General features: G+C 62.3%; 19 protein-coding genes. 5 read left to right on the top strand and 14 right to left on the bottom strand.

Annotated elements, in window-relative coordinates; all coding sequences use genetic code 11:
- Window positions 1-31 precede the first annotated feature (31 nt).
- From J5J06_17020 to J5J06_16960, 13 genes are all read right to left on the bottom strand, one after another.
- On the bottom strand, window positions 32-1432 hold the full coding sequence (locus J5J06_17020; GenBank protein ID MCO6438799.1) for a sigma-54-dependent Fis family transcriptional regulator: 1401 nt from the start codon (window positions 1430-1432) through the stop codon (window positions 32-34).
- The gene (locus tag J5J06_17015) at window positions 1429-2610 is read right to left on the bottom strand and encodes a HAMP domain-containing histidine kinase (GenBank protein ID MCO6438798.1); all 1182 of its coding nucleotides are present in this window, start codon (window positions 2608-2610) and stop codon (window positions 1429-1431) included. The genes J5J06_17020 and J5J06_17015 overlap by 4 nt, the downstream gene beginning before the upstream one ends.
- 267 nt (window positions 2611-2877) lie before the next feature.
- A complete protein-coding gene (locus J5J06_17010; protein ID MCO6438797.1) occupies window positions 2878-4500 on the bottom strand; it encodes a 2,3-bisphosphoglycerate-independent phosphoglycerate mutase in 1623 nt (540 codons plus the stop codon).
- Window positions 4501-4541: 41 nt separating this feature from the next.
- Window positions 4542-5555, bottom strand: a complete 1014-nt coding sequence (locus J5J06_17005) for an NAD(P)H-binding protein (protein ID MCO6438796.1) — start codon at window positions 5553-5555, stop codon at window positions 4542-4544.
- 66 nt (window positions 5556-5621) lie between these two features.
- The gene (locus J5J06_17000) at window positions 5622-6029 is read right to left on the bottom strand and encodes an aspartate 1-decarboxylase (protein MCO6438795.1); all 408 of its coding nucleotides are present in this window, start codon (window positions 6027-6029) and stop codon (window positions 5622-5624) included.
- A gap of 69 nt (window positions 6030-6098) precedes the next feature.
- Window positions 6099-7772, bottom strand: a complete 1674-nt coding sequence (locus tag J5J06_16995) for an FAD-dependent oxidoreductase (protein MCO6438794.1) — start codon at window positions 7770-7772, stop codon at window positions 6099-6101.
- Complete coding sequence (locus J5J06_16990) at window positions 7769-8350, bottom strand: rhodanese-like domain-containing protein (GenBank protein ID MCO6438793.1); 582 nt, start codon at window positions 8348-8350, stop codon at window positions 7769-7771. Before J5J06_16990 ends, J5J06_16995 begins: the two co-directional genes overlap by 4 nt.
- Before the next feature lie 91 nt (window positions 8351-8441).
- On the bottom strand, window positions 8442-8750 hold the full coding sequence (locus J5J06_16985) for a winged helix-turn-helix transcriptional regulator (GenBank protein MCO6438792.1): 309 nt from the start codon (window positions 8748-8750) through the stop codon (window positions 8442-8444).
- A 127-nt stretch (window positions 8751-8877) separates the two neighbouring features.
- Complete coding sequence (locus J5J06_16980) at window positions 8878-9618, bottom strand: cytochrome c (protein ID MCO6438791.1); 741 nt, start codon at window positions 9616-9618, stop codon at window positions 8878-8880.
- A 187-nt stretch (window positions 9619-9805) separates the two neighbouring features.
- A complete protein-coding gene (locus tag J5J06_16975) occupies window positions 9806-10945 on the bottom strand; it encodes a DegT/DnrJ/EryC1/StrS family aminotransferase (protein MCO6438790.1) in 1140 nt (379 codons plus the stop codon).
- 53 nt (window positions 10946-10998) lie between these two features.
- Complete coding sequence (locus J5J06_16970) at window positions 10999-11721, bottom strand: glycosyltransferase family 2 protein (protein MCO6438789.1); 723 nt, start codon at window positions 11719-11721, stop codon at window positions 10999-11001.
- A 9-nt stretch (window positions 11722-11730) separates the two neighbouring features.
- A complete protein-coding gene (locus J5J06_16965) occupies window positions 11731-12390 on the bottom strand; it encodes a hypothetical protein (GenBank protein ID MCO6438788.1) in 660 nt (219 codons plus the stop codon).
- 56 nt (window positions 12391-12446) lie between these two features.
- On the bottom strand, window positions 12447-13571 hold the full coding sequence (locus J5J06_16960) for a Gfo/Idh/MocA family oxidoreductase (protein ID MCO6438787.1): 1125 nt from the start codon (window positions 13569-13571) through the stop codon (window positions 12447-12449).
- Between the two features lie 431 nt (window positions 13572-14002).
- Here J5J06_16960 and gap point away from each other — a divergent pair, with 431 nt between their 5' ends.
- The 3 genes from gap (at window position 14003) to J5J06_16945 (ending at window position 17252) form a co-directional block, all read left to right on the top strand.
- Window positions 14003-15028 (top strand): type I glyceraldehyde-3-phosphate dehydrogenase, encoded by a 1026-nt coding sequence (gene gap, locus J5J06_16955; GenBank protein ID MCO6438786.1) that lies wholly within the window; start codon window positions 14003-14005, stop codon window positions 15026-15028.
- Between the two features lie 54 nt (window positions 15029-15082).
- Entirely contained in the window at window positions 15083-16315 is a 1233-nt protein-coding gene (locus tag J5J06_16950) for a phosphoglycerate kinase (protein MCO6438785.1), read from the top strand.
- Window positions 16316-16430: 115 nt separating this feature from the next.
- Window positions 16431-17252: an FRG domain-containing protein gene (locus tag J5J06_16945; GenBank protein ID MCO6438784.1), complete on the top strand. Its 822-nt coding sequence runs from the start codon at window positions 16431-16433 to the stop codon at window positions 17250-17252.
- Between the two features lie 183 nt (window positions 17253-17435).
- On the opposite strand, the gene J5J06_16940 is transcribed toward J5J06_16945, so the two are convergent.
- Window positions 17436-18878, bottom strand: a complete 1443-nt coding sequence (locus tag J5J06_16940) for a glutamine synthetase (protein MCO6438783.1) — start codon at window positions 18876-18878, stop codon at window positions 17436-17438.
- 297 nt (window positions 18879-19175) lie between these two features.
- Between J5J06_16940 and J5J06_16935 the strand changes: the two genes are divergently transcribed.
- Together J5J06_16935 and J5J06_16930 are read left to right on the top strand one after the other, a co-directional pair.
- Complete coding sequence (locus J5J06_16935) at window positions 19176-20528, top strand: adenylosuccinate synthase (GenBank protein MCO6438782.1); 1353 nt, start codon at window positions 19176-19178, stop codon at window positions 20526-20528.
- Entirely contained in the window at window positions 20525-21286 is a 762-nt protein-coding gene (locus tag J5J06_16930; protein ID MCO6438781.1) for an isoprenyl transferase, read from the top strand. The genes J5J06_16935 and J5J06_16930 overlap by 4 nt, the downstream gene beginning before the upstream one ends.
- Window positions 21287-21514 lie beyond the last annotated feature (228 nt).

The following is a 21514-nucleotide window of genomic DNA, read 5'->3' as shown; positions in this document are numbered from 1 at the left end:
CTCCTGATGCGGAGAGGTTCCGCACACGTCATCAGCGAATTCCGACCGAGCGTTCATCGAGCCCGTAACGCTTCATCTTCTTGTAGAGCGTGGTGCGATTGATGCCGAGTTGCTCGGCGGTGAGCTGGCGGTTCCAGCCGTTGGCCTTGAGGGCGGCCTCGAGGATGCGGCGTTCGGGGAGTTCGAGCGCCTGGCGCAAGGGCATGGGGGTGAGCGGGGTGACGCTCTCCGCGGTTTCGGCGCCGTCGACGAGGGCGGCGGGGAGGTCGTCGACGGTGACGTAGGGTCCCTTGCTGAGCACGACGGCGCGGGTGACGACGTTGACGAGCTCGCGGACGTTGCCGGGCCAGGCGTGGCGCTGCATGAGGCTCATGGCCTGCTTGTCGAAGCCGAGGCATTCGCGGCGCATCTCTCCGGCGGCGCGGCGGAGGAAGAACTCCGCGAGGAGCGGGATATCGCCCACGCGCTCGGCGAGCGAGGGCAGCTCCAGGCAGACGACGTTGACGCGGTAGTAGAGATCTTCACGGAAGCGGCCGGCGCGGACTTCGTCTTCCAGGAGGACGTTGCTGGCGAGGACGACGCGGACGTCGACGGTTTCGGTGCGGTTGCTGCCGACGGGTTCGAACTGCTGCGACTGGAGTACGCGGAGCAGCTTGACCTGCATGGTCGGCGATGCGGAGGCGATTTCGTCGAGGAAGAGGGTTCCGCCGTGGGCGGCCTTGAACTTGCCGATCTTGTTGGCGACGGCGCCGGTGAAGGCTCCGCGGGCGTGGCCGAAGAGCTCGCTTTCCAGCAGGGTCTCGGGGAGGGCGCCGCAACTGACCTCGATGAAGGGCTTGTCGCGGCGTTCGCTGAGCTGGTGGATCACGCGGGCGAGAAGCGATTTGCCCGTGCCCGAGGCGCCGTGGAGCAGAACGGTCACGGGCGACGGGGCGATGCTCTCGACCATGTCGAAGAGTTTGAGCATGCGGTAGTCGTGGCCGATGATGCTTTCCAGTCCAAAGCGCTCATCGAGCTGCTGCCTCAGGTCGCGATTTTCGCGCACGATGGCCTGCTGGGCGACCGCGCGCTGGAGACAGAGGAGCAGTTCGTCGTCGTTGATGGGTTTGGTGAGGTAGTCGAAGGCGCCGAGCTTGATGGCTTCCACGGCGCTCTCGATGGTGCCGTAGCCGGTGATCATGATGACGGCGGCGTCGGAGAAGCGCTTGCGAATGACGTGGAGCAGTTCGAAGCCGTTCCCGCCGGGCATGCTGACGTCAGCCAGAACGACGTCGATATCGTCGCTTTCCAGCGATCGTACGGCCGTGTCGAGAGAAGAGGCCGTGCGGACGTCGTAGCCTTCGACGCGCAGAAGCTCGCTGAGCGAATCGACGATGATGGAATCGTCGTCCACGACCAGGACTCGTGCGGCGGCTCGGCTTGGCGGACTCATGTGTGATCCTCCGGTTGATCGATGCGGTCCGCGGTGGGAGCGGGCCTCCACCGCTGACTCGTTTCAGACGCTTCATCGGGCTGTGTCGGAAGCGGTAGCCGGATGAGGAAAACCGCGCCGCCGGGCGCAGCCTGTTCGGCGGTGATGGAGCCGCCCATGTCTTCGATGAAATCGCGACAGATGGCCAACCCGAGCCCCGTTCCTTTGCCCGGCGGCTTGGTGGTGAAGAAGGGCTCGAACACGCGGTTTGGCGGATCGGGGAGTCCCGGTCCGGTATCCGCAAAGCGAATGACAATCTGTTCGTCGTGGATGCCGCAGGTGACCGTCAGGCGTCCGCCGTCGGGCATGGCGTCCAGGGCGTTGCGGATGATGTTCCCGCAGACTTGAAGGAGGCGGTTCCCGGGAAACACGGGCATGCGGGAGGACTGGAAATCGGCGGCGATGACGACCCGGGTTGCATCGGCAGCGGCCGCGTGTGTGCGGATGGCTTCCTCGATGACCTGGTTGACGTCCATGCCTTCGAGGGCGGCCGCGGCGCTGCGCGAATACTCCAGCAGGTCCGTGATGATCGAGGCCATGCGCAAGACGCCTGAGCGGGATTCGTTGAGATAGGATTCGATGCGGGTCTGTGACGACTGTTCCGCGAGTCGAATGGCGAGGTTGATGTATCGAAGGATGCCGTCGAGCGGGTTGTTGAGCTCGTGGGCGACGCGGGCGGCGAGCTTACCGAGGGAAGCGAGCCGCTGGGGGAGATCGGACCATTCGTCGCGGCCCGGAGGAGCACTCGAGGCCGGATCGACAACGAGGAGGAATCGCGGCGCGTTATCAGCCTGGTCGCCGAGACGCGCACAGCGAACCAGATAGGTCGTGCCCTCCTCGGACTCGGCATCAGCCAAGGTGGCGGGGAGGCGGGTCGGAGTTCCGGTTGGCAAGGATTTCAGGACTGAGGTCCAATCACGTAGTTCACCCGAGGGCGAAAGCGTTCTCAGTGCCTGGTCAATTCGCGTGCCCGAGGGGAAATCCGATGCGGCATGAGCGCTGCGACGAAGGATGGTCCCGGTCCGGTCGACCATGAACGCGGCCATGCCGAGCGCATCGAATCCGGCCAGCTCGCTTCCCTCGGCTGTTGATGCGGAGCGGTCTGCCGCTGGAGCCATCTGTTGTTTCAGGGCGGCCACGTGGATCAAGACTCCTGCATGTTCGGTCGCCGCGCGGAGAACCGGCCCCAGCAGGTCGACCCGCTGTTGCGTTTGCTCAGCGCGAGCGCGTTGCTCTACAACCACAACGTCGCATACAGGAGGGGCAATGGGCCAATGAAGCGTGGTTATCGGAGGAGCGAATTGCGGGAAGCCGTCAAGACGCGCGGGTTCCGAGAATCCACGTTGAGCGGGAGGAACGGGGAATAGATCGAGAAGGTACGTTTACAGGGGCAACGCGGCTCGCAGTCAGTGCCTCGGGAGAATCAGCGACTTTCCGGTCATGGACTGCGGTTGCGGCAGTCCGAAAAGCTCCAATACCGTGGGAGCGATGTCCGCGAGTCGCCCGCCGGAGCGAAGCGTTCGGCCTTTCAACTTCTCGTCCACCACGATGAGTTCCACGTCGTAGGTGGTGTGGGCCGTGTGGGGACCCCCGGTCGCGGGATCGATCATCTGCTCGCAGTTGCCGTGATCGGCGGTGACAATCGCCGCCCCACCGCGTTTGAGCACGGCGTCCACAACGCGACCGACGCCATCATCGACGGTTTCCACAGCCTTGATTGCGGCCTGCAGGTTACCCGTGTGGCCGACCATGTCCCCGTTGGCAAAGTTGAGCACCAGAAGGTCGTCGACGCCCGTGGCGATGCGCCGAAGCATGACGTCGGTCACCTCCGGGGCGGACATCTGCGGCTTCTGGTCGTACGTGGAAACATCGCGCGGCGAGGGGACCAAGAACTGCTCTTCGCCGTCAAAGGGCTCCTCGCGATAGTCGTTGAAGAAGAAGGTCACGTGAGGGTACTTCTCGGTCTCCGCACAGCGGAACTGGCGCAGACCGTGCTCCGAAATATATTCGCCGAGTATGTCCTTCATCTTCGACGGCTTTTCGAACGCGACATGCACGGGAAGGCCGGATTCGAAACTGGTCATGGTTACGAAATGGAGGTCGAGTTTCGGACCGCGATCGAAGCCCATCAGCCGGCCGTCAAGTCCCTCGCCTTCGTACGGAAACTGCTCGTACACAAAGGCCTTGGTCAATTCGCGAGGCCGGTCACCGCGGAAGTTGAAGAACACCACGCTATCGCCGTTGCGGATGCGACTTGCTTCGGCACCGGCCTTTTCCATCATGCTGGGGGTGACGAATTCGTCCCCGTGGCGGCTGTCTTCCGACGGATTTTCGTAGTAGTGCTTGAGGGCGGCGGTGGCCGAGGGGAATCGGTCGCCCTTGCCCTCGGCCAACAGGCGGTAAGCCTTCTCGACCCGGTCCCAGCGGTGATCGCGGTCCATGGCGTAGTAGCGGCCGATGACGCTCGCCACCGGGTTGGCACCAATGTCCTTGCATCGCTTCTCAATTTCCGAAACGTATTTGATCCCCGCGTCCGGAGCGGTATCGCGCCCGTCGGTAATGGCGTGCACGTAGACGCGCTCGGCAGGAAAGGCGACTCGCCGGCTCATATCCAGCAGGCCGTACAGATGCTCGAGATCGCTGTGCACGCGGCCGTCGCTGCACAAGCCGAGGAAATGGACGTTGCCGCCGGTCTTCTGGGCACGATCAAACGCCCCGCGAAGCGCATGGTTTTCGAAGAAGGCGCCGTCACGGATTCGCCCCGTGATGCGCATGATCTCCTGCTCGACAATGCGTCCGGCGCCGATGTTCTGGTGCCCGACTTCGCTGTTGCCCATGACGGCATCCGGCAATCCCACATCCGGACCGCACGTGCGGATCTGCACGTGCGGGTAGGTCGCCATCAAGCGATCGTCGACCGGCTTTCGCGCCAGGTGAACCGCGTTGGCGTGATTCCATTCGGGATGGGGATTCGCGCCCCATCCGTCACGGACAATGAGCAGAACCGGCCGGCATCGCAATTGGGACATGGGCTGCACACTCGCCTTCTCGCAGGAAAGGACCGAAACGCTTACGAGACCTGATCAGCGTAGGCGGCCAGTTCACTTTCAAAGTCGCGCATTGTGAGGCGGAACATTTCCTCAGCAATGCCCGCATCGCAGATGTTATCCTCTTGAGACATCGTCACCTGCCCGCGGTCGAAACGCAATGTTCGAAACGAGGGAATCAGTTGCTCGGCCGGGGCCATGATCGGCGCGGAGACCACGGCGGCAATCTTGGCCAGCGGGACAGGCAGGGAAAGCATGGGCTTCCAACGCCTTGCTCCTGGAAGCAGGCTACGGCAGACGGCGTATAGTTCCTTCCATGAATAAGCCTTGGGGCCGCACAAGGGGATCACCTTGCCGACCGTTTCCGGGCGTGCAAGGGCGGCCACGAAGCAGAAAGCCGCGTCCTTGACGAACACGGGCTGGAGCTTCGCCGAACCCTCTCCGAAATAGGGGACAAAAGGCGGATTGAGGCCGCACCAGAAACGTTTCATCAACTGCATGAACTCGCCGTCCGGGCCGTGAATCAGGCTCGGCCGGAAAATCGTCCAATCCAGCCCGCTCTCGGCGACGATGCGCTCCGCCTCCCACTTCGTTCGATGATATTCGGTCGCAGCATTCGGGCGGCTGCCCTGGGCCGACATATGCACGTAACGCAATCCAGCGGAACAGGCTGCCGCCACGACGTTTCGGGTGCCGTCGACATGAACGCGCTGAAAGGTCTGCCCGCGGAGCCGGCGATTCATGATGATGCCGACAAGGTGGATGGCGGCGTCGGACTGCTCGGCGGCGCGGAACAAGGCGCTGCGATCGTCGAGGTCACCTCGGACGGCGGTGATCCGATCACGACTGACGCGGGGCTGGGTCTGATAGAGCTTGGATATGGACCTGACGAAGCAGACCGGCCGATGCCCCTGGGCGAGTAGCTCCCGAACCACGTGTCGGCCGACGAACCCGGTTGCTCCCGTAACAAGGACCCGCAGGGACGCCTTGCTGCTCTCGGCGGCTCCACGTTCGGGCGTTGAAGGACGCTCGCTCATACGTCAACGTACCATGGGCTCGTATGCGCACGGATGCCCTGCGGGACGGGGGAGCTTCCGGATACCTCACCCGCCGAGCATGGACGCGATTTCGTCGGCCGTGGGGAGCGGCGTCAAGTCGGAGACCGGGTCGTTGTTCTCGTCCAGGCGCAGGGCGCGCGGCCGGAACTTGCCGGAACGGACCTGGGACTCCTCCACCATGCAGAAGGACATGATGATAATGCGGTCACCCACGCAGCCGAGTCGAGCCGCCGCGCCGCGGGCGACCATCCGCCGCGAACCGAAGGGCTCGGGAATCGCGTAGGTTTCGTATCGCGCTCCGTTGTTGATGTTGGCGATCAGAAGCTTCTCGTAGGGGTAGAGCCCTACCGCCTCCATCAACTCCGTATCGATTCCGAAGCTGCCTTCATAATTGACATCCGCGTGTGTGATGCACGCCTGATGCAACTTCGACTTGAGCATCTCGATCTGCATGGGTCAGGACCTCGAACCGACGAATCCGCTATATTGTTGGGACTTGAAGCCCTTCTGTCAAAATCCCGATCAACCGGCCGAGGCGCCATCCTGCTGGGTCAGATAGTGGGCATATCCCCCCGCCAGATTGACCACATCGCTGCGACCCAGACCCTTCAATATTCTCGCGGCGTAGTAGCCGCGTTGGCCGACCTCGCAGAACACGGCGATGGGACGAGACGGGGTCAGCTCGTTGAGTCTGGAGCGAAGTTCATCCACTTCGGCCAGAACGGCCCCAGGAATCGTCCCCGCCGCGTGCTCGGCCGGCGTGCGAACATCGATCCAGAGATAGCCGTTGCCGTTCGACGCGCGGACCGCGTCCGGATCGATGTGCCGCACAAGGCCACGGTCCTGGTTACCGGCCACGAACGCCGCGATGTGAATGGGATCCTTGGCCGCACCGTATTGCGGGGCGTACGCCAAATCGAGCGCGGCCAGGTCATCCACGGTTCCGCCGAAGTGAATCGTCGTCGCCACGACATCGATGCGGCGGTCCACGCCCGCGCCGCCGACCATCTGAGCGCCAAGCACGCGGCGCGTTCCCGGCTCGTAGATCAGCTTGATGGTCATCGGCTCAGCGCCGGGGTAGTAGCCGACGTGGTGGCCGCGCCTGACGATGACGTGATCCGCATCGATTCCGGACCTCTCCGCAGCGCGGCGGCTGAGTCCGGTCACGGCAACCGTCAGGTCGAAGACTTTCACGATCGCGGTTCCCGCAACACGGGGCGCGGGAGCGGATGTTCCGGTGGCCGCGAACTCGCCTGCCAGACGCCCGTGCTTGTTGGCGGGACCGGCGAGCGGGACCAGCGCCGGTTTTCCGGTGACGGCATGCACGACTTCGACGGCGTCGCCGGCGGCGAGAATGTCGGGGTCGCTGGTCTGCAAATGCTCGTTGACAAGGATGCCACCCATGGCACCGATTTCCAAACCCGCATCCCTGGCCAACTGGATATTGGGGCGGACGCCGACCGAGAGAAGCACGAGGTCGGTCGGCAAGACCTTGCCGTTCGCGAGGCGGACGCCGGAGACGCGCGCGCCATCGACAATGAGATTCGCGACGGCTTGTCCAAGGTAAACGCCGACGCCCTTGGTTTTCAGATGCGCGGCCACAGGTCTGGCCATGTCGGCATCGAGCGGCGGGAGCACTTGCGGGGCGAGCTCCACGACATCCACGTTGATTCCGCGATGAACGAGTGCCTCGGCGACCTCCAGCCCGATGAAACCCGCGCCGACAACCACGGCTCGTTTCGTTGGGTTCCCATCCACGAAAGCGCGCATGGCGTCCGTGTCTTCCATCGATCGCAGGACGAACACGTTCTCGGAGCCCACGCCATTGAAGGGAGGAACAATCGGGTTCGCTCCCGTCGCAAGAATGAGCTTGTCATAGCGCTCCCAACGCTCACGGGAGTGGTCGAGGTCACGAACCAGAATTCGTTTCCCGTCTCGATCGATCCGCAGGACCTCGTGGCGGACATGGACATCGATGTCGAACCGTTTCTTGAACCGCTCGGGAGTCTGTAGCAGCAATGCTCCGCGATCGCGAATGATGTCGCCGACGTAGTACGGAAGCCCGCAATTGGCGAACGAGGGGTATCCCCCCTTCTCGAACACGACGATTTCCGCACGTGGATCCATCCGCCGCGCGCGGGTCGCGGCACTGGCACCGGCCGCAACTCCGCCGACGATCAGAATGCGCTGGCTCATGAGCAGTCTCCGGATACGACACAGGAGCCGCTGGGTCGAAGTGCGCCCGTGCCCCGAGGCCTGTTCCAGGGCATGGCCGCGATCATGCTCGACATGGGGCAGAAGCCGGTGTATCCCGCAACGATCATCGCCCCGCCCGTCAACCAGCACAGGGCGATCAGCCACGGGTGGACGAATGTCGCCAGAGCAAGCTCCAGCAGCAAGACCGTGCCCATGGCCATGAAGACCTGTCGGGGGAGTGGGATCATGCGCTTGCCGCGGACCACGGACACCTCGGCCGCGATGCACGCTTTGGTGCCGCCGTCCACGACGCGGAGGCTGCGAAACCCGGCATTCTGAAGTTCCGCGGCCGCCTGCCGGGCACGCTGTCCGCTGTGGCAGATCAGGACCAGGCATTCGTCCGGCGACCATTGTGACGCCTGAGACAGCAGGCGCGGGAGCGGAACGCACTCCGCCCCATCCACATGCACGGCCGCGTATTCATCGAGATCGCGAACGTCGATCAGCCGTGCTCGACGGTCGGTCATCTGGTGATTCTTGAGAACGTCGGGCGAAATCACTTCAAACGTACTGCTCATTGGACTCCTCATCGTGGGCTATGATCAATCCTTCTGTATCCGAATAGACAGGTCCGGGTCGGCCTTCAAATCGCAACGAACGGGTTCGGGGTCAGGCATCCGCGCCATGTTGATGGATGCAGGACAGCACGGTGAGGGCCTGGGGATGAATGACGCGGTAGAACATCACTTTTCCGTCGCGCCGGGCGTCGAGCAGACCGTGGGCCCGCATCATGTTGAGGTGCTGGCTGCAGGCGTTCGGGGCAATGCCCACCTCCCGGGCCAGTTCGCCGACGGGCAGTTCGCCGTCGGCGAGGAGTTCAATCATTCTCAGCCGGTGCGGGTGCCCGAGAACGCGGAGCATTCTGGCAACGCGGTCGAGGACACGGTCATCAATGCGTGGCGTGGTGGTCGTGCTCATACGAGGAAGTTATATATCAACACCTATTGACATGTCAACATGCCAGCCCAAAAGAAAGGCGACCCGAAACCCGGGTCGCCTTGGATTGCCGTAACTGCCTACGAAATAAGCGTTTACAGGACCTCGACTAGAAGCTCCCCAAGTACGCCTCCAGGTCCGCGAAATCCTGATCCGTGAAGTCCGGCCACGCCGCATGCACACCCGCCGATTGTACGCTCATGATCTCCGCCGCGGTTTCTCCCTGGATGTTCGGCGCAAACCCGCTGGCACCATCGGCGCCGTGGCAAGCCTGGCAGTTCGCCGCCACAAGGTTCTCTCCCTGCATCGCATCGCCGGTAAGGCCGCCATTGTCGTTGGTATTGTCGTTCGTGTTCATGTTGTCGTTGGTATTGGTGTTGTCGTTCGTATTGCTGTTCTCGTTGTCGTTCATATTGGCATTGTCGTTGTCGTTGTCATTCCCCTCTTCCCGAACGAGATCGAGCATGCCTGCGGGGACGGTGATCATGACCATATCGCCCACGGAAAGCTCCTGGGCGAGATCGCCTTCGATCGTGTTCTCGTCCTGACTGAGCGTGCCCATGTACACGACATCCGTGTCGCCGACGGGAACGCGGATGGTAACGCTGCTGCCCGAAACCGTCGTGGTGGAGCCGCTGATGTCAACCTGAACCGGCTCCCCCTGATCGTTCTCGGTACTGATCCGAACAAGCTGCCCAACCGCATTGAATTGCAGCTCGAACGTCTGCCCGCCCGCGTCCGTCAGCCAGGTCCCCGCGAGCTTGGCTGCCGAGGGAACCGAAATGACCGGACAGCCGAACATGGTCACGGACAACGCCAGCATAGACAAGGCGATCGCACCTCTCCTCATAGCTTTCTCCTCACTGTTCTTGTTGCAAGAAACCGGCAAGCATGGGGACCGCGCCCCGGCCCGAAGCGGTGATTATAGTCGCACTGTCGGCGCACGCCAGCACGGCGGATTGCAGGATTGTCAGGTCTGGCCTTGAGTCGAGCTGTGGCGCCGGCGCCACGAGTTCGATCACCCTTTCGGATCCGCCTCAGATGGCGCAGGCCAGTGCAGGCAGTTGGCTTGGGACCACGGCTTTTTCGCGCACGATCTGCGCGATACGTTCGACCTGATCGTCCGAAACGAAGGGGCACATGGGCAGGGATACGATCTCGTCAGCGAAACGATCGGTAAACGCCGGCGGACGCGGGACGATGCAGGATCGTCTGAACGCGATTTGGCGGTGGATGGGCAGCGGATAGTGAATTCCCGCGCCGACACCGGCTTCCTGCAGGGCGGCCAGAAGCTCATCGCGATTGCCGCAGCGGATCACGAAGAGGTGGTAGACGTGTTCGACATCGCCCCGCTCTTCCGGCAGTGCCACGTTCGAACCTGAAAGGAACTGGCGATAGCGCTCGGCGATCTCCCGCCGGCGCTGATTCCAGCCGTCCAGATGGGGGAGCTTGGTACGCAGGATCGCGGCCTGGACGGTGTCCAGCCGGGAATTGCAGCCCAGCACCTCGTGATAATACTTCACGACGGAGCCGTAATTGCGACAGGACCGCAGCCATTGGGCGAGCTCGTCGTCATTGGTTGTGATGGCCCCCCCGTCGCCCATGCCTCCGAGATTCTTGCCGGGGTAAAAGCTGAATCCCGCGGCCCGGGCAAGAGACCCGCAACGACGCCCCTTGTATTTGGCGCCGTGGGCCTGCGCGGCGTCCTCGACCACGACCAGTCCGTGCTCGTTGGCGATGGCGTCGATGGCGTCCATCTCGGCGGGCTGTCCGTAGAGATGGACGGGAACAATGGCTCGGGTGCGCGAAGTAATCGCGGCCGACAACCGGCGAAAGTCCAGGTTATACGTCTGAGGATCATGATCCACGAGCACCGGCGTCGCGCCCGTGTGGTGGATGGCCAGAGCGGTGGCAATGAACGTGTTGGCCGCGGTGATCACCTCGTGGCCGGGTCCGATCCCCAGGCCTTTCAGGGCAAGCGTGAGCGCATCGAGCCCGCTCGCAACACCGATGCAGTGCTTGACGCCGCAGTACTGGGCGAACGCCTGCTCGAATTCGGAAACATCGCGCCCAAGGATGAAATCGCCGCGTTCGACGACGCCTCGAATGGCAGTGTCCAGTTCATCGCGCAACGACTCGTGCATGGCCTTGAGGTTTACCAGCGGTATGCTCGACATGATTCCGTCCTTGTCCAGTTCGTGTGTTCGTTTCGCGGCAGCAGTCGATGTCCTTAAGTCCGAACACCCATCCCCAGCAGGAAGATGGGACGAAGTATGCTCCACCAGCCCACGATCGGCTTCATCTTGGTGTAGCCGATCGAACGTGGCGGATAGATTTTCGTGCAGGGAACCTCGGTGTGGCGGTAGCCCAGACGGAGCACCTTCCACAAGAGGTACACTTCGAGTCCGTACGTATCGAGCCAGCGCTGGTCCAGACGGATGCGCGGGTCATCGAGAAGCGAGAGCTTGAAGGCCCGGAAGCCGTTCGTGCTCTCCGTGATCGTCTTCCCGGTAAAGACCCCCATCAGCCAGGGATGCAGGCGCGTGGCGAAGCGCCGGTACCGGGGCATGTCCCCCCCGGCGCGACCCCCTGCCAGGTGGCGAGAGCCCATCACCAGATCCATCTCCTCGTCGCAGATGGGGTCGAGCAGACGGGGGATTTCTTTGGGTTCATCCTTGTTGTTGCCGGCGATGATAATGCCGATGTCGTGACCCGTGTCCTTGCCGTACATGAACCCGGCACGAAGTGCAGCGCCAACCCCGCTGCGCTTGGGCAGCGTCAAGACGGTGGCACCGGCCTCGCGGGCGACCGTCGCCGTGTGGTCGGTGGACGCATCGTCGGCGACGAGCATCGTGTCGACCGCCTCGATCCGGCACCGGCGAACAACGTGGCCGATCTTGGCTTCCTCGTTGAAGGCCGGCGCGACGACAATGATCTTCTTGCCCTTGTACATGTTCGTGTGCTACGACGCGGCGACGGTCGACGTCGCGCGCGTGAAATTGCGACGCTCGCCGAGCTGCTCGGCATCGGCGGCGGTGTAGTACGTTGCGGAGGAATCCTCCTGCTGTCGCGGGCGGATGCGGTCCAACATCGGCATGGTCTGCTCGAACAGCGCGTAGCCGAAGGTGAGCGCCCGCCGGTACACATCGATGACCTCGTCGTGCTCGGGGAATATGCTGAATTTGACCTGGGCGACGATGTCGCCGGCGTCGAGCTCGGGCGTCATTTCGTGAATGGTCACGCCGTGCTCACGCTCGCCGTTCTTCAGCGCCCAGTTGACGGGATTCATGCCCCGATAACGTGGAAGCGGACCGTTGTGCAGGTTCAGCGCCCTGCGAGCCTTGTTCAACAGCCACGCAGGAATGACCTTGTCGTAGAACACGCTGAAGATCAGGTCGACCGACCAGTTCTCGGCTTCAACACAGGGAATGTCGCGGAAGTGACCGCTCTCGATGAAGGAGACGTCGCGCGATCGACACCACTGCTGAAGGGACTGTGTCCACTTGGGCTCCGGCATGACCGGCACGACCCAGCGAAGCGAATGCGTCCCGCTGGCCACGAACCAGTCGCCGATGCGACAGGCCAGCTCACCTTTTCCCAGAAGTACGACGTTGATCGGCATGGTTTCTCCTGCGTCGCTTCACGCCCGATGCCAACAAATGCGATTTCTCCCACAGACTATTTGGTTGTCGCGTGTGCCGGCTCTTCCGCGGGCTCCAGCATGGTGACTTCCTGAGCGGATCGCGTGGCGGTTGTGTAGGTTGTTCCGTCATGCGAGGCGATCGGACACATCGCACCGCCGTTCTTCATGGACAGCGCCGCGGCCTCGAGGACGCGAGCGACCGCGATGCCCTGCTCTGCGTTGCAGATCGACGCTTCACCGTCGAGCGTCCACCGCAGGAAGGCGTCCGCCTGTGCGACGAGCGGCTCGGTCCTGCGGACCGCCGGAATGTGTACGTCGGCGTTGCGCAAGAGGTAATGGAATTCCCCGAACGAATCGTAATACGGCGGCTCGTTGAGGCCCTTGTCATACAAGCGAAGCGTGTCCGACGGATCGATGTCGTCCCAGGTGGCCATCTTGCGCTCGCCGATGATCGTCACCGTGCGGACCTTGCGCGGATTCATCCAGCTTACGTGGATGTGTCCCAGGGTGCCGTCGGGATAACGAAGCGTCGCGAAGCACACGTCCTCGATGTTCTTCTGCGAGATGCAGCGACCGAGAGCGGACACGGCCACGGGCGTCGCGTCGAGCAGGTAGTTGAAGATGGTGATGTCGTGGGTGCCGAGATCGTAAAGCGCATTCACGTCGCCGCGGACGGGCCCCAGATTCGTCCGAATGGCGTCCAGGTAATGAACGCGTCCGAGCTCGCCGCCGGCGATGGACTGGCGGAGTTGCCGAATCCCGGCGTTGAACAAGAAGATATGTCCCACCATCAGGATCCGGCCTGTGGATTGGGACAGCTCCGCAAGTTCGATGGCCTCGTCCAGCGTGTGGCTCATGGGCTTTTCCACGAGCACGTGCTTGCCTGCCGAAAGCGCTTCTCGGGTCAGGGCATGGTGCGTCCCGGTCGGCGTGGCGATGACCACCGCCTCGATTTCCGAGTCCCGCAGAATTTCATGATAGTCCCGCGTGGTCTTGACCCGCGGAAAACGCTGCCGAATTGCCAGCAGGCGCGCTTCGTTGGTGTCGGCGCATGCTTTGACCACCGACCGATCATGCTCGGAGAACACGCGAACGTGGTTGGGACCCCAGTGACCACAGCCGATAACGCCGATGCTCAACTTCTGTGCGGAAGATGCCATGAGTAACGACTCCGAAACGGGCGCGTTGAACTTTGTGGTTAATATCGGAACCGGCTGGGGCCTGATTCAGTACGGTCCATGAATTGGATGACGGTCCCATCCATGACCGACTCCGGACCCGCGTCGCGATCGGGTATCGGGACGGCCCCTCGGATGCTCCGCGCGGTAGCGACCTTGGTGTTACTCGGGGCATGACCCGGCGGGTGGTCGCCTGCGGGGGAGTCCGTACAATCCTCCCTGGGGCGTCTGGATTGCACTCGCCCGGCTCGGCGAGCCGATGCATTTCCGGAGGCCTGGCAGTTGCGCCGGCGGAACGCCCCTTGCAGGTTGTTCCGATAATCTGGGTTTCGGGAGGTGCGGCCCGGCTCAGTCTGTTTCGGCGAAAGCGTCGAGTTCCAGTCTGGCTTTATGTTCATTCACGGAGTTGAATCATGGCAGTGCGAGTTGCGATCAACGGATTTGGTCGGATCGGGCGGCTCACCATGCGGGCGATGATCGCCCGGTCAAAAGAGTTCGAAGTGGTCGCCATCAACGACCTCAGTAACCCGGCGGCCCTTCAGAACCTGTTCAAGTACGACTCCGTGCACCGGCGATTTCCCGGAACCGTTGAGTCGGCCGACGACGGACTGATTGTGAACGGGAAGAAGATCAAGGTTCTTGCGGAGAAGGCTCCGGCCAAGCTCCCGTGGAAGGACCTTGGCGTGGATGTCGTGCTCGAGTCCACGGGCGTATTCACGTCGAAGGAAAGCGAAAAAGGCGGCTACGGCGATCACCTCAAGGCGGGTGCCAGGAAGGTGGTGCTCAGCGCCCCGGCCAAGGACGAGCCGGATCTGACCGTCGTGCTCGGGGTCAACGATGACCAGCTCAATGCGGGACACAAGTGCGTATCCAACGCGAGCTGCACGACGAATTGCCTCGCACCGATGGCCAAGGTCGTTCATGAGAACTTTGGTATCGTCGAAGGTCTGATGACCACGGTCCACGCCTACACCAACGACCAGAACATTCTCGACCTCATTCACAAGGACCCGCGCCGTTCGCGTGCGGCAGCAATGAGTATCATTCCCACGACCACCGGCGCCGCCAAGGCCGTCGGCAAGGTTCTGCCCGCGCTCAACGGCAAGCTGAACGGCTTCGCCCTGCGCGTTCCGGTTCCGACGGGCTCTATCGTGGACCTCGTGGCCACGGTCGAGAAATCGACCACGGTCAAGGACATCAACGCGGCATTGAAAAACGCGGCCGAGGGGAAACTGAAAGGCATCCTCGAGTACACCGAGGACCCGATCGTGAGCTCGGACATCATCGGCAATCCGCACAGCTCGATTGTCGACGCCCAGAGCACGATGACCATGCCCAACAGCGGGGGCAAGATGATCAAGGTCGTCTCGTGGTACGACAACGAGTGGGGCTACGCGAGCCGCACGGCCGACCTCATCGCGCGGATTGGCAAGCTCTGATTTTGAATCGTCGCACTGGGTTCGGGCCGGGCAACTGTCCAAGGAAGGCGATCCATGAAGAAGACGATTGAAGACATCGACGTGCGCGGTAAGCGCGTGCTCATTCGCGTGGATTTCAACGTTCCGCTGGATGCCGGCCGCAAGATCACCGACGATCGCCGCATCCGCTCGGCCCTGCCGACGCTGAAGTACCTGGCCGATCGTGGAGGCAGGCTGATCGTGATGTCGCACCTCGGCCGGCCGGATGAAGAGCCCGAGCAAAAGCAGAAGTACTCGCTCAAGCCAGTCGCGGACCGACTGGGTGAGCTGCTCGGCAAACGGGTCACGTTTGTTGACGACTGCGTCGGCGAGAAGCCGAGGCAAGCGGTGGCCACATTGAAAGACGGCGACGTCTGCCTGCTGGAAAACGTCCGCTTCTACGAGGCGGAAACGATCAAGGACAAGAACGCCAAGAAGGAGCCCGACCTCCGCGAGAAGAAGGACGCCTTTGCTCGCGGGCTGGCGAAGCTCGGCGACGCCTACGTCAACGACGCCTTCGGCACCTGCCATCGCGACAATGCGACCATGCTCACCGTCCCTCAGATGATGCAGGGCAAGCCGCGCGTCGTGGGATACCTCGTGCAGAAGGAACTGAAATTCCTCGGCGAGGCGGTGCGGAAGCCCCAGCGGCCTTTCGTCTGCCTGCTCGGCGGAGCGAAAGTCTCGGACAAGCTCGGCGTCATCAACTCCCTGATGGAGAAGTGCGACCGGATTCTGGTCGGCGGAGCGATGGCCTACACCTTCCTCGCGGCCGAGGGCCACAAGGTCGGCAAGAGCAAGCTCGAACCGGACCTGCTCGACACCGCTCGCGAGCTTCGCAAGAAAGCCGGCGACAAGCTGATGCTGCCGGTGGATTCCGTCGTGGCGGCGGAGATCAAGGCGGGCGTGGCAACGGAGGTCTGCGGCGAGGACATCCCCGACGGCAAAATGGGCTTGGACATCGGCCCGAAGACCATCGAGAACTACCGCAAGGTAATCGGCGCGGCCAAGACGGTGGTGTGGAACGGTCCGATGGGCGTGTTCGAGACGCCCCCGTTCGACAAGGGCACAATGGCCATGGCCCAGGCTCTGGCCGAAGCAACCGGGCGCGGAGCCAAGACCATCGTCGGCGGCGGGGACAGCGCCGCGGCGATCGACAAGGCCGGCCTCGATGAGAAGGTCACCCACGTCTCCACCGGCGGCGGCGCATCGCTCGAATTCCTCGAAGGCAAGGACTTCGCCCCGCTGGAAGTGCTGGACGAGGCGTAACAAGTAGGGCCTGCGGTTCGCATGCCCTACAGGGCTGGCGATGCACGTCGAACCAGAAACGCCAGAGTGGGGCGCCGGCACTCAAAGAATAACCCAGCCAAGAGAATTGGCTCTGATGCAAGAAACGACACCTCAACCAAGTTCCTTGCGTGAACTCCTTGAGCAGTTAGACATTCTGAGCGATCTGCCGCATCGATGTATCTGTCGCGGGCAGCCCGACGCGTCTTGGCCGCTCCAACCCTCGATAGATAGAAGCGTTCCTGATCACATCACTTATTCAAAACGCTTGGATGAAGAACGGTGTTTGGTCGAGAAATTCCGGCACCGCGCCGAATGGCTGTTGGGCGAGATCGAGTGGCGTTTTGTGAGGGAAGCCGCCCCTGATGATCAAATTCGCCCAATGACGGTGATGCAGCATTTTGGAGTTCCTACACGCCTTCTCGATTGGACGAAATCCCCTTGGATGGCCGCGTTCTTTGCGGCTGTAGAAGTTGACCGGTGGGACTTTGACGGCGCGGTCTGGTGGTATAGCGAGTCTGCTTTCGGGGCCGCCATAGACATGCAATGGGAGCGGTTGAATATGAGGCGGACTCCCAATGAGGAAATCGACTACAATCGATTCGCGTTTCGGGGAGTCCATCTGGAGTTCATTGGGCCGGTGTATCTGAAAATCCCGTTTGCCCGTGCCGAAGCACAACAAGCATTGTTTACCATCGGCGGCACTCTCGGCCAGAATCACGAAGTGCTACTATCGAAGCTACTGAAAACAGGTGAATTCGGCAAACTTATAATTCCATCACGCCTGAAACACGAACTACTTGTGGCGTTGAAGGTGAGAGGCCTTACGGCAACCTCGCTTCAGCACGTTGGGGCGGACCGATTGGGATTCTCAATGGCAGCGGATCTTTTGCGGGAACGCACAGGTACAAAGACATGACACCCCGCGGAGCCCGCCACGCCCACGCCTCGTGGGCAAGCGTGCAGTAGGACACGCGAATCGCCGCAGCGCGCGTTCGCGCAACCTGAAGCCAGCGGCTCAGAAGATGGTCCGCGGGGCGGACCCTACGCCAAGGTTGATCGGCCGCATCTTCCCCTATTGCCTACTGCCTGTTGCCTTTCTTCAGAACTGACTCCACAGGAACTGATTCGTCACCTCGTGGTGGAAGATGATCTCCCCTTCCTTCACGCGGGTGCCGAGTTCCTTCGGGCAGCGGTCGGCCGCGCGCTGCTTGAGTTCCACGTACTTGCCGTGGCAGTCCTCGCCGAGGATGTCCGCGGCCAGCCGGCTGCTCTTGAACAGGCGGATCGCGTCGTGAATGTTGTCGGGCAGAAAGCGCGTGCGATAGCGCTTGCCTTCGGCGTCGGGCGGGGCGGGCATCTCCCCTTCCAGGCCCGTACGCAGCAGCGTGTACAGGAGCAAATACGGATTCGCGTCCGGGGCGACGGAGCGGAACTCGATCCGCGCTGAGCGTTCGTTACCAAGTGGAATGCGGATCATCGCGGCGCGATTTGTTGCGGACGCCTTGATCTGATTGGGTGCCTCAAACGCAGGATCGAGTCGGCGGTAGGCATTGACGCTGGCGTTGAGGGCCAGGCAGATGTCCGTGGCGTTGTTGAGAATGCGGTCGACGAAATTCCAGGCGAAAGTCGACAGGCGATCCTCGCCCTTGGCGTCGAAGAACAGGTTCTTGCCTTCCTTGTTCAGCGAGATGTTGCAGTGCATGCCGTTGCCGTTGACGCCCGCGACCGGCTTGGGCAGGAACGACGCGGTCATGCCCATGCCCCGCGCGATCTGCCGGGCAATGAGCTTGTAGATCTGAACCTGATCGGCGGCGATCACGGCTTCTGAAAAGCCGTAATTCATCTCGAATTGCGAGGGGGCGACCTCCGGGTGGTCCTTCTCGTTGGATAAGCCCATCGCCCGCTGGGCCTCGGCCGCGCGATCGATAAACTGCCGAAGCGGATCCTGCGGCAGGGAGTGGTAGTACCCGCCGGTGGAAATGAACTCGAACTTGCGGAACTCGTGGTAGCGCCGCTCGGCGTCGGTTTCCCTGAACAGGAACCCCTCGATCTCCGGCGCGACGTGCATGGTCGTCCGCTCTTTCTTGAACATCTCCTCGGTGTGCAGACGCAGGCGCGAGCGGAAGTCGGCGGTGTACGGCGAGCCGTCCTGCGAGCGCACCTCCGCGAAGCAGATGACTTTGCCCGGGCCGAACACGTCCGACGGCGTCCAGTAGAACGCCGACCAATCGGCCTCGAGTTTCAGGTCGGACTCGCTGATCGGCGAGAAGCCGCGGATCGACGAACCGTCGAAGGTGAGGTTATCGGCCGCGGCGAGCAGGAACTTCTTGTCGTAGTCCAGCATGTGGAAGCGGCCTTCGAGGTCCGTAAAGCAAAGCGTCACGGCCTTGATGCGCTTTTCGTCGGCGAGGTACTTGCGGCGCTTTTCCTCGATGATGCCGCGATCGACGCGCTCGAGTCGCATGCACTTGGATTCGAGGTTCATTTCCTCGAGTTGGTCGTACGGGATCTCGAGAAAGGACCGAAGTGAATCGCTGGACATGGCAGTCGTCTCCCGCGCCCACCGACATGGCTGGCAGGTCGCTTACAATAAATTTCCTCATTCTTATCTTTGTGTCGGCCGACTGTCAACTAAAATGAACCGTGACTAACTTTGTCTAAAGCCATGTTAGCTTTCACAACTGCCTGCGGCCCCCTTCTGACAGTTGACTTCACGCCTTCCGCAAGGTAGCTTCCTTGGCATCGGCTGGTTGGGATCGGCCGATAACGCCTTGATTTGCAACCATTTGGCCCCGATGCGCCATTTTTGAGCCCGGCATTCGATTCGGACCGATCCCCTGTGCCCCAGCGACCCCCCGGACATTGCTGCGTTTTCGGACTCGGCTGGGGTGACGAGGGCAAAGGGAAGATCACGGACCTCCTCTGCCCCCACTTTGACGTCGCCGTTCGGTACAACGGCGGTGCGAACGCCGGCCACACCGTATTCGTCGGTCGGGAGAAGTTCGCCCTGCACCTGCTGCCCACCGGAGCCCTCCACGAAGATATGGAGATCGTTATCGGTCCGGGCGTCGTCGTCGATCCAATCAAGCTGATTGAGGAGATTGACGGGTTGGTCGGCCGGGGAATGGATGTCCGCTCCAGGCTACGAATCAGCGACCGAGCACACCTCGTGCTCGATTACCACAAACTGGAAGACCAGCTCGGGGAGAGTTCCGCCGGCGAAGGAACGAAAATCGGGACAACGGCGCGGGGCATCGGGCCCTGTTATGCTGACAAAGCGCGGCGCTCGACGGCGGTACGATTCGGCGATCTGTTGCACGACGCCGGACTGGAGGACCGTGTCGGGCGAGTCATCGAGCAGCGGAAGCGGGTCTTCACGACTCTTTACGGGAGCGACGGCGGACTTGAGGCGAATGCCGTCGTTGCGGCGCTTTCCCTGGCTCGCAAGCGGCTTGGCGAGAACATCGGTGATACCACCGCGGAGCTGCACGCAGCCCTCGAACAGAACAAGCTGATCCTGTTCGAGGGTGCCAACGGAGTCCTGCTGGATGTCGACCACGGTACCTACCCGTTTGTTACGTCCAGCAGCACCGGTCCCCACGGAATCGGCTCGGGAGCCGGCGTTCCGGATGGGCTCGTGACGAGCCGGATCGGCGTGTGCAAGGCCTACGCCACCCGTGTGGGTTCCGGACCATTCGTCACCGAGCTGCACGACGCCGTCGGGGAGCGCATTCGCCGCCAGGGGAACGAGTTCGGCACGACCACCGGCCGTCCACGGCGATGCGGTTGGTTTGATGCGGTGGCCTGCAAGTACGCGGTTCAGTTGTCCGGAGCGACGGATTTGGCGGTGATGCACCTGGACACGCTCAGCGGGTTCGAGCAGATCGGCGTCTGTGCGGGATACGATCACGCCGGGGAGCGGCTGGGCACGTTTCCGGCGAATACTCAACGGCTGGAGCACTGCCGGCCGATTCTGGATATCATGCCGGGTTGGAGCGATAGCCTCCGCGACGTAACGAAGTTCGATGATCTCCCGAGGGCGGCGTTGGATTATCTTGCCCGGCTGGAGGAACTCGTCGGGGCGCCCGTCAATCTCGTCGGCGTCGGGCCGGAGCGGTCGCAGACGCTTGTTCGCGGTGAACTGTCGAAATGGATACAAATTCCCCCACCGCCGCCCGCCTCTTTACCATGAGCAGCGCGCACCACGACCCCATTGATCCGCGGATCGAAATCGGCATCGACCGGGAGCGCCTCCCCCGCCACATCGCCATCATCATGGACGGCAACGGACGGTGGGCCCGCAGCCATGGTGAGCCCCGCTATCGCGGGCACGAAGAAGGCGCCAAGACCGTCCGCCGCATCGTGACCCACTGCGCCCGGCTGGGAATCGAGGTGCTCACGCTCTACAGCTTCAGCACGGAGAACTGGAAACGGCCGAAGGACGAGGTCTCGTTTCTGATGGACCTCTACGCCCGCTATCTCGTTGCCGAGCGGGACACGATCATGAACAACAACGTCCGTTTCATGCACGTTGGGCGGCGAGCGGGCCTGCCGGATGTCGTGCTGAAGGAGATGGATCGCACGGTCGAACAAAGCCGAAGCAACAGCGGCCTGACGCTCTGCCTTGCGCTGAACTATGGCAGCCGGGACGAGATCGTCGACGCGGTTCGATCGATTGGCGAAGGCATCAAGACCGGCCGGCTCGACCCGGCGGAAATCGACGAGGCGCTGGTCGGCTCGTCGCTTTACACCGCAGGGCTGCCCGATCCCGACCTGCTGGTACGCACCTCGGGGGAGTATCGCGTGAGCAACTTCCTGCTATGGCAGATCAGCTACGCGGAAATCCACGTCACGCCCAAGCACTGGCCGGAGTTCACCGAGGCCGACCTCAACGCCGCCATCCGCGACTTCGCCGCCCGCGAGCGCCGGTTCGGGGGCGTGGAATCGTAAGGAGCATCGTCTTCGCGCGTTCCCCTCGCGCGACTGAACCCAGCCTATCTCTTGGGCCTCCAATACTTTGGTTTGCGAAGAATCTCGGACTTGCACTCCGTTGTGAGCAAGTCGTGAAGTCGCTGCGTGCGCAGAGCCGGCTATGGATTGCCGTTGAATCGCAAGCCTCAATTCCGTACGATAGCAAATTGGTAATTTTAGTACCTTGACCAGAAAGTGTATTTGCTG

The sequence above is a fragment of the Phycisphaerae bacterium genome (assembly GCA_024102815.1).
In the GTDB taxonomy this organism is placed as follows: Bacteria; Planctomycetota; Phycisphaerae; order UBA1845; family UBA1845; genus JAGFJJ01.
Note: the sequence above shows the minus strand (reverse complement) of the source record. Positions and strands in the feature narration are given on the sequence as shown.